The organism is Acinetobacter sp. YH12129, from assembly GCF_013418685.1.
Taxonomy (GTDB): domain Bacteria; phylum Pseudomonadota; class Gammaproteobacteria; order Pseudomonadales; family Moraxellaceae; genus Acinetobacter; species Acinetobacter amyesii.
The window spans coordinates 1-8,888 of record NZ_VPBP01000053.1 but is presented as its reverse complement, the minus strand read 5'-3'; the positions used below and the strand labels follow the sequence as shown (position 1 = coordinate 8,888).

The 8,888-nt window shown below is 37.6% G+C and carries 8 protein-coding genes and 3 pseudogenes; 7 read left to right on the top strand and 4 right to left on the bottom strand.

The annotated features are described in order from the left end of the window. A pseudogene (locus FTU65_RS15655) lies at positions 1 to 105 on the top strand (IS5/IS1182 family transposase); the annotation flags it as partial. A gap of 7 nt (positions 106 to 112) precedes the next feature. On the opposite strand, the pseudogene FTU65_RS15650 reads toward FTU65_RS15655, so the two are convergent. Further along, a pseudogene (locus tag FTU65_RS15650) lies at positions 113 to 823 on the bottom strand (MFS transporter); the annotation flags it as partial. A 120-nt stretch (positions 824 to 943) separates the two neighbouring features. Here FTU65_RS15650 and FTU65_RS15645 point away from each other — a divergent pair. Then, the gene (locus FTU65_RS15645) at positions 944 to 1,630 is read left to right on the top strand and encodes a TetR/AcrR family transcriptional regulator (protein WP_180012257.1); all 687 of its coding nucleotides are present in this window, start codon (positions 944 to 946) and stop codon (positions 1,628 to 1,630) included. A gap of 67 nt (positions 1,631 to 1,697) precedes the next feature. On the opposite strand, the gene FTU65_RS15640 is transcribed toward FTU65_RS15645, so the two are convergent. Together FTU65_RS15640 and FTU65_RS15635 are read right to left on the bottom strand one after the other, a co-directional pair. Then, positions 1,698 to 2,129 carry a hypothetical protein gene (locus FTU65_RS15640; protein WP_180012250.1) on the bottom strand — a complete coding sequence of 144 codons (432 nt, stop codon included), beginning with the start codon at positions 2,127 to 2,129 and terminating at the stop codon, positions 1,698 to 1,700. Positions 2,130 to 2,354: 225 nt separating this feature from the next. After that, entirely contained in the window at positions 2,355 to 3,815 is a 1,461-nt protein-coding gene (locus FTU65_RS15635; protein ID WP_180066064.1) for an inorganic triphosphatase, read from the bottom strand. A gap of 321 nt (positions 3,816 to 4,136) precedes the next feature. Here FTU65_RS15635 and FTU65_RS15630 point away from each other — a divergent pair, with 321 nt between their 5' ends. From FTU65_RS15630 to FTU65_RS15610, 5 genes are all read left to right on the top strand, one after another. Then, positions 4,137 to 4,520, top strand: coding sequence for a DUF962 domain-containing protein (locus FTU65_RS15630; RefSeq protein WP_168378946.1), 384 nt, complete (start codon positions 4,137 to 4,139; stop codon positions 4,518 to 4,520). Between the two features lie 595 nt (positions 4,521 to 5,115). Beyond that, complete coding sequence (gene thiE, locus FTU65_RS15625) at positions 5,116 to 5,736, top strand: thiamine phosphate synthase (RefSeq protein WP_078188828.1); 621 nt, start codon at positions 5,116 to 5,118, stop codon at positions 5,734 to 5,736. A gap of 35 nt (positions 5,737 to 5,771) precedes the next feature. Continuing rightward, positions 5,772 to 7,070 (top strand): glutamate-1-semialdehyde 2,1-aminomutase, encoded by a 1,299-nt coding sequence (gene hemL, locus FTU65_RS15620; RefSeq protein WP_180012251.1) that lies wholly within the window; start codon positions 5,772 to 5,774, stop codon positions 7,068 to 7,070. Positions 7,071 to 7,173: 103 nt separating this feature from the next. Then, on the top strand, positions 7,174 to 7,587 hold the full coding sequence (locus FTU65_RS15615; RefSeq protein ID WP_180012253.1) for a heme-binding protein: 414 nt from the start codon (positions 7,174 to 7,176) through the stop codon (positions 7,585 to 7,587). A 683-nt stretch (positions 7,588 to 8,270) separates the two neighbouring features. After that, positions 8,271 to 8,684, top strand: a complete 414-nt coding sequence (locus tag FTU65_RS15610; protein WP_180012255.1) for a hypothetical protein — start codon at positions 8,271 to 8,273, stop codon at positions 8,682 to 8,684. 93 nt (positions 8,685 to 8,777) lie between these two features. Here the strand turns inward: FTU65_RS15610 and FTU65_RS15605 are convergent. Beyond that, positions 8,778 to 8,888, bottom strand: a pseudogene (locus tag FTU65_RS15605) (IS5/IS1182 family transposase); the annotation flags it as partial.

The following is an 8,888-nucleotide window of genomic DNA, read 5'->3' as shown; positions in this document are numbered from 1 at the left end:
ACCTTCAAAATTCTTGCTGAGCGATATCGCAATCGAGGCAAAAGACTAGCATTGAGATTCAATCTAATTGCTGGAATTTATAACTTAGAGCTGAGTGAAAAATGACTTATGAAAGAAATCTAATAATCAGTCCTTTACGTGCTTTATCATGTTGAATCAGTGCAGGTAAATCACTAAATCGAATAGCTGATGTTGGTGGAAGTTTTGGCAGGAATTTGATTTCTAAAACTAAAATGATGATTCCGATTGCTGCAATGATTTGAAATGCACTACGCCAACCTAACCAGTCACTTAGCCAAGTGCCTAATGGAACACCTAATACCGTCGCTAAAGTGACGCCCGCCATGACGATTGCAGTGGCTTTGGCTATGGCGAGATGACTGGGTGCGACACGTCCACTCAAAGCTATGGCTGTTGCCCAAAATCCACCGATAGCAATACCCAGTAGAAAACGGCTAAACAACAACAGTGCAAAGCTTTCTGCGAAGCCAGTTATAAAATTAGAAATGACCATAATCACGGTTAAAGCAATCATTAAGATACGACGGTCAAGTTGCTTCACAGCAACAGAAAGCAGGGGCGCTGCGATCGCACCCATAATGCCAGGGAGGGTAATCACCCAACCTGCGGTACCTACACTAATCTTTAAATCAAGAGCAATGGCATTTAACACACCAATAGGTAAAAACTCACTGGTGACTAGTGCGAAAGCTGTAATGGCAACTGTGAGGATTGCAAACCAATTCCCTTGATTAGGAGAAGATTCATCAGGCTGCTGCGTCAACTGTTTATCTGGTTTTAAAGCTGTAGCATGCGGATTCATAGCGTTACACCTTAATTATTTAATTTAATAGTGACTGTTATAAAAATAAACTATTTGATTAATTTATGAGCGTCAATTATTTTATTAGTGAACGTTATAAAATATAAATGTTAGCTTATGATGAATGATTCAAAGCAGGAAAATATGCACGCTAATTCAGCTGATTTGGTCAAGAAGCGTGGACGACCTAAATGTTTTAATGAACAACAAGCTTTAGAAAAAGCCATGATGTTATTTTGGCAATTTGGCTATGAAGGAACATCCATCAGTGATTTAACTCTAGCTTTGAATATCACAGCACCTAGCCTATATGGCACATTTGGCGACAAAACGGCGCTCTTTGAAAAATGCATTGAATACTACAGTGAACACGAAGTTCAACCTGCCGAAAAAATTCTACAAGCAGGTCAAACAGCTAAAATTGCGATGGAATTGTACCTATATGACAGTATTCAGCATTTGGTACAAGCCAATAAACCTAAAGGTTGTATGGTGGTGGTGGCAACAATGAATTGTTCACAGCAAAACCAAACCGTACAAGAACAGCTCAAACAACGTCGTGCCTATACCAAAACTAAAATTATGGATCGGCTCGCTATAGGCGTGCAAAATTCGGAAATTGAAAGTTTGGCTCATGCAGAACAATTGACTGATTTTTATATGACCTTATTACAAGGGATGACCATGCAAGCACGTGATGGTATGGCCTTGACACAATTACAACGCATGGTGAGTAATGCGATGAAATCATGGGGGTTGTTAGCACAAGGTCCAATCAGTATGGATCATGAATTAAACTCCCAATAGCAGCGTAGCCTTAACGCACTTTTCTTAGTTTTTTTGAATGACTGATATGCAAATACCTTGTTGAAGTTCATTTGCAAGGGTGAATTTTAATGTCACCCAATTCCATCACACTGATATAACCATCAACCGCAATCAAATTGTCGCTTTGACTCGATAGAGTTAGACATTCTCCAGACTTGACGCTGGATAGTAGCTGACCTTGTTGCGGATTTAAGTTCATGCTGTAAATACTCAGTGTGCCAGCATCGGTTTTGATTTGGTAAGACTCATCACCATAGTCCTCATTATTATTGCGCAGGACTTTAAAGGTTCGTCGTGTCTGATCAAAGTTTTGAGTTGGAGAAAGCGGCTTTTCGACTTGTAAGGATGCCGTGCGCCTTAATTCGGTACTTTGCACAGGCTTATGTTGTTCACTACAAGCACTCAGTAATGGGAAAATGATAAAAATAAGTGAAAATGAAAATAGGGGATGAATTACAGGTATGTGACTTTTCAACATAAAACCACCCTGAATCTAATTTTTCAGATAGCTTATTTTAAAAGTTTTTACCTAGAAAACAAAAATAATAGCTTCTCAAAATATTTCAATGTAACTGAGTCAAACTAAGGAAATGATGAATTGAAATTAGCCGACTTTGAATCTGAATGTTCAACAAATGAATATCTATATGACAATGTGGGATGCAAATAAAAAGGGAGAATCATTGAATCTCCCTTTTGGATTTTACTTAATGAGTTTTCGACTCACAAGGAATTGTTCTGTCGCTTCTAATAGCTTATCTGCATAAACCTCTTGTTTTGCAGTCAACCAGCCGAGAACAAACCAATCACTAGCTTCTAGCTCTGTTTGCTGAATATATTGTGCAGAAGAGGAAAGGACTTGATATTCCTGAGCCGCGACTTGTGCATCATTAAGCGCTTTACTGTATTTCTGCAAGTTTTTTACATCATAAATAGACGTCAAAATTGGGAAGCTAAATTTAAGCTCTTGTATGCGCTGAGAAAGCACATCTAAGCTTTCAAAATTGTTAATGTCGGCATCATTTAAAGCCTCTTGCAGGGCTTTATATTGGTTTTGAAGGGTAGTTTGAGCATACCATTTAAAATCATGTTGTTGCGGTGCTTCATCGACTTTCAAACTAAACATTAAAAGCTCAAGATAATGATGCACATTTTGAGTCGATTTAACCAAATTGCCTAACTTCTCTTTGGCATACAAAATATCTTTAGTTAAATTTTCTGAAGTCGTTGGGTTTTGTAAAAAGCCACCCAAGGTATTTTGCATGTGTTCAAAATGGTGTAATTGTTCAAATTGCTGCTTAAATGCGCCTAATTGCACAGCCCATTTTTCAACGATATCACTGTTCCAATCTTTAAATAGCGAAATGGTTAATTGTAAATGATGGAGTGCTTTCTGAGCTTGTATAATGTGCTCAGCCTGAGCCACACCTGCAGAAATTGCGGCAATATTAGGCAGAAGATGCTGCATTTCCTGTGCAATTAAAAGTCGTAAGTTTTTTGCGGCAGTATCTTTTTTACTGAGTTGAAATTCTTTAGCCTCAACTGCTGGACTCACAGTTTGATTCAATGCCAGCAAGTTACCGATTTCCGCTTTACTGCGAACATCCAACCATAAATGATACTTTTTAACCCATTCGAAACTAAAGGCAAGGAGTGATTGAATAGAGCCACTTTTAAGCTCAAATTCAACTTCATGAACTTCTGTTTCTGTGCTGTTGCTGCGGATACAGCCGACATCTAAGCAAACTTCGATCTTGGCATCTTCAAACTCTATGACGCGATAAGTTCTGAGAATATCTGTTTCAAATTGAAGTTGTAGCGAATCTTGCTGATCGCCTAAAGTGGTTTTTAAAACCGATTGAACTTCAGCTTCATTGGCATAGACCGATAAATCTAAAGCAGGAGCTTGTTCAACTTCACCCAAATCTAAGTTATGTTCAAACCGTTCAATGTGGCTCTTACCTGCAGCTTTTAGAGTTTGAATCCAGCGCGCTCCTTCTAAACGTTGACGCAAAGCTGCATGCTGCTGTGCCATTTTTCGATCTGGGGTATCAAAATATTTAGCTTTAAGTTGAATTTGTTCCGATTTTTTTGGATCGAGTGCTTTTAATAATGCGGTTCGACGTGCTTCTGGAATCTGGAACTTTAATTCAACTTCAACCATGGTTTTCTGTCCTGATGTCACAACTTCATGATCTGGCATGAAGCGATCTTTAAATTTTTATAAAAATGAAAAACTAAAATGCGCGTAAATTTTCTATGAGCTAAACGCGTATCGATTGTAGCGAAAAACAGTTGAGAAGTAAGACTTGACGGATTTGAAAACTCTGATTTTGGACGAAGAAAAGTTTTAAAAGATGGATATTCCATCAATTGTATAATTTACTATTGCTTGAGTTACATGGGAGCAAAATAAAATTTTACGCCTTTAAAATGAGCGAGTTTTGAGCTATGTTGGTTAAAATAAGTTCAGGATGAGCACAACATGAATTCACAAGTACAACCCGAGTTTAATCGAAACTTAAAGCCCGAATTTCAGTTACCGATTCGTGACTATTCGCAATTTTATCGATTTTATTTGACTGAACATCGAAATATTATGAGTCGTCGTTTACATGCCACCGGCAGCAGTATTGGACTCTATTTCTTTGCAAAAGCAATTTTAAAAAGACAACCAAAGTATTTTGCTTATGGCCTGGTTTCAGGCTATGCCTGTGCATGGGTCGGACATTTTTTCTTTGAAAAAAATAAGCCAGCTAGTTTCAAGCAACCTTTGTACAGTTTTATTTCCGATTGGCGCATGCTGTCTGATATTGTGAAGGGGAACTTAAGCTTAAAAGACCGCAATTTAGATAAGATTGATAGTTAATTGTTTATTAATCAAACGTTTAATTTTTATGGATCTAGGTGTGATTTTTTTGAGTAAATGACTTGCAAAAATAGAGTGATTAGTCTAATAATGTTCATATTATTTATTTACTTACTATCTATAAGATGAAAAGTCGATAAACCCCAGTTTTCCAAGCCTAGAGTGACCTTCTCTAGGCTTTTTTTATGGCCTTAGAAATGGTCTATTGTTTGAAAGATTTAACCACAAAAATGTTCACAAAAAAAATAGGCTAGACTTTTTGATGCTCTGAACGCTCCCCAAAACGTTTCTTACCAAGCACCAAAAAGTCTAATAGGTTGCATATTTTATTCTTATCAAGTGTTTTGTTTTTATGCGCTGTTTTTTGTATTCTTCTGTTTCGCTATTAGATAATTTGTATCAGTTTTGTTCTATACCTAAAAATAGTGATTTTTTTCCATTTTTTACAGACAATTCAATTAAACATTTATATAAGCAGTCTTGTGAAAAGGAATATAGCTTTCACAGCGGGAAAATATTAAAATTTTATGCCCCAAGCAACATTTCATAGACCTAATCGCTATAATATTCAAAAGTTTTAAGTTGTGATTGAACTATGCGTGGTTTATACCTCATTACCAATGATGATCCTATAGAATTGCTTTTAGCCAAACTTGAAGGCGCGATGGCGACTTATGAAGTCGCTGTTTTGCAATATCGCCGTAAAAAAGTGGCAAAAGAAGATCAGGCTTATGAAATTGAATACATGAAAAATATGTGTAATCAATACAAAGTGCCTTTTGTTATTAATGACGATCTCGAAACTGCAGTTCAATATGGTGTGGGTGTACATTTAGGGCAAGATGACGGTTCAATTGCTGAAGCTGTAGCACGTTTACCTAAAAATGTTTTGATCGGTCGAAGCTGTAATAATTCTTTAGAACTGGCTGAGCAGGCGATTGCAGACGGTGCAAACTATGTGGCTTTTGGCGCCATTTTTGCGACTGAAACTAAGCCTGAAGCAGGCAATATTGGCTTAGAAACGCTAAAACAAGCCAAAGCGAAACTAAATGTACCTATTTGTGCAATTGGTGGTTTAACTGTAGAAAATTCTGCTGAAGTGATTGAAGCGGGTGCTGATCTTTGTGCTGTGATTAGTGATGTATTAGGTCGTTCAATGTCTGCTGTCAGCAGTCGTGTTTATGAATGGTCTGAGCTTTTTGCTGAACAAGCTTAATTTTATTTTTTAGATTGAATAAGTAGAGAATTTTTATGAGCTTATCTGCTAAGCAAGAACAATTATTCAAACAAGCCAGCAAGCATATTCCTGGCGGCGTAAACTCTCCTGTACGCGCATTTAATGGTGTAGGCGGTACACCGGTATTTATCGAAAAAGCGCAAGGCGCATATCTCTATGACGTAGACGGAAAACGCTATGTCGACTATGTCGGCTCTTGGGGCCCAATGATTTTAGGTCATGCGCAGCCCGACATTATTAAAGCGGTTCAAGAAGCGGCTGTTGATGGTTTAAGTTTTGGTGCGCCAACCGTTCATGAAACGACTTTGGCGGATATTATTTGCGAAATTATGCCGTCTATTGAATTGGTTCGTATGACTAATTCAGGGACTGAAGCGACTATGACAGCCATTCGTCTTGCTCGTGGCTATACCGGCCGTGACAAGATTGTAAAATTTGAAGGTTGCTACCACGGTCACTCAGATTCACTCTTGGTTAAAGCGGGTTCAGGCTTACTCACTAAAGGTGAAGGCGAAGCGACTTCTGCAGGTGTTCCTGCTGATTTCGCCAAACACACTTTAACCCTGCCGTACAACGATATTGCGATGCTGAAAGAATGCTTTGCAAAATTCGGTTCAGAAATTGCAGGTGTGATTGTCGAGCCAGTTGCAGGCAACATGAACTTGGTGAAACCAATTGACGGTTTCTTGCAAGCGATCCGTGATGTATGTGATGAGCATGGTTCTGTCTTTATCATTGACGAAGTGATGACAGGTTTCCGTGTCGGTCTTGGTGGTGCGCAAGCGCATTATGGCGTAACGCCTGACTTGACCACATTAGGTAAGATCATTGGTGCTGGCTTGCCAGTCGGTGCATTTGGCGGTAAACGCGAAGTAATGGAATGCATCGCGCCGCTGGGTAAGGTGTATCAGGCAGGCACACTATCAGGCAACCCACTTGCAATGCGTGCTGGTATTGAAATGTTTAAACATTTGCGTAAACCAGGCTTCTATGAAACTTTGACTGAAAAATTGGCAGGCTTGCTTGCTGGTTTACAAGCTGCTGCAGACGAGGCGGGCATTCCGTTCTTTACGCAGCAAGTAGGTGGAATGTTTGGTATTTACTTTACAGATCAAACTGAAATCACTGGTTTTGATTCAATTTTGAAATGTGATGTAGATGCGTTTCGCACTTTCTTCCATGGCATGCTGAAACGTGGTGTTAACCTTGCACCGTCTGCATTTGAAGCCGGTTTCTTCTCAAGCGCACATAGCGATGAAGATATTGCATTTACCATTGAAATGGCGAAAGAAGTTTTTGCTGAAATGAAGTAATTTTCATTTAAATTGGTAATTTCTGCTTTAGAATAAAGCCCGCAGCCTGCTGTGGGCTTTATTTGTTGTTTTAAGTTCAGTTTTTTAAGAAAAGGATTTTTAAATGAAAACCAAGCATTATTTAACTCTGGCAGATGCAGAATTTTTACTTAACACAGCACATGCTTATGCAGTCGAAAATGGTTTTAATGTCAGCATTGCGGTAATGGATGATACAGGCAATTTATTGGCGATGAAACGTATGGATGGCGCATCGCCAATGACAGCAAATTTATGTTTAGAAAAAGCCAAATGTTCAGCCATCAGTAAGCGCCCATCTAAATTGTTTGAAGATTTGATAAAAGGTGGGCAGATGGGTTTCTTAACCATGCAGACGTTTAATGGCATGCTGGAAGGTGGTGAGCCGATTTTGTATGAAGGGCAATTGGTGGGTGCAATGGGCGTGTCTGGGGTAAAGTCATTTCAAGATGCAGAAATTGCACAAGTGGCGATTGAGAAGTTTTTATCTCAGGTATAAAATTTCTTCAGAAATTTGTAAGCTTAACTTTAGCAATATATGTCAGTTTTATAGCTAATGATACGTTGAACGTGATTAATCACAAAAAAGCCATTCCAGTGCCCTATTTACTGGAGCGGCTTTGATTAAGATATTGATGCTTATGATAAAATTTAAAGCTGTTATTCACCAATTAAAATGTCTATGCGATAAACCATTTAAAATGTCCTGTTTTTTCATATAATTAAAAAATTCACCCCCATAAAAAACAACAAGAAACCGACTTGGAAATAAGTCGATTTCTTTTTGAGAAATTTTGATACATCTTGCTAATTAATTTGATCAATATCGGATCAAATTGTCGTTTTTCTCTGCGTTATCAAGCCAGCGCTTAATTAAATTATCCACAATTTCTGCGGACAACTCTTGGAGTAAAAATCTACCAATTTTGTACCCCTGAGCACACATGACTTTAGGAATTTTGCGGATATTCACAATCTCTTGTATTCAATATTATGAAGTTATAAGAGAACAGGACGTTCCGCAGAATAAAAATAAATAATCGCACAAGGATCGGCGGAACGACAGGAGTTATGCCAAGCGAACCAATACGAAAAAGCCCGACAGGATGTTGGGCTTTTTTATGTTCTGTATATCAGCGAAACATTTGATGTAAACTGCGATTAATTACTTATAAAGTATTCATGATGAAATTTTTTTTTAAAGAAAAAATTGTCGATTTTTTTTCATTAATGGCAATTTTAATTCTGATCATCTCATGGTTTCTTCCTGTATTCGATGGCATGAAAGGATATGAACTTTTTGTATATTCATTTTTTTTACAATTTTTGATCTTTCCCATTATTTTAGTTTTTCCAATTTGGGCAAATCTATCCCTCGTTTTTACATATTTTTTATTAAATGATAATGATCCTAAATCATTTCGTTGGAGCTGTATAACTTTAGCAATGATGTGCTATGGTCTTGCCACCATTTTATTTATAGATGGTAAAAAAGGTGAACCTGTTCTCGTCGGTGCTTATGTTTGGATATTCTCAGGAGTTTTACTTTGCATCTGTGCCTATATTAAAGTGAAAAAAATATCAAAAAATGATTAATCATAGGCTAGATTTTGTATAAGAGATTTACGTTAACAGATGATTGAAAATTCCATGAATTTGGTTGTTCATATAACAGATTTCTTTCATAAGTCATTTTTCACTCAGCTCCAAGTTATAAATTCCAGCAATTAGATTGAATCTTAATGCTAGTCTTTTGCCTCGATTGCGATATCGCTCAGCAAGAATTTTGAAGGTTTTCAA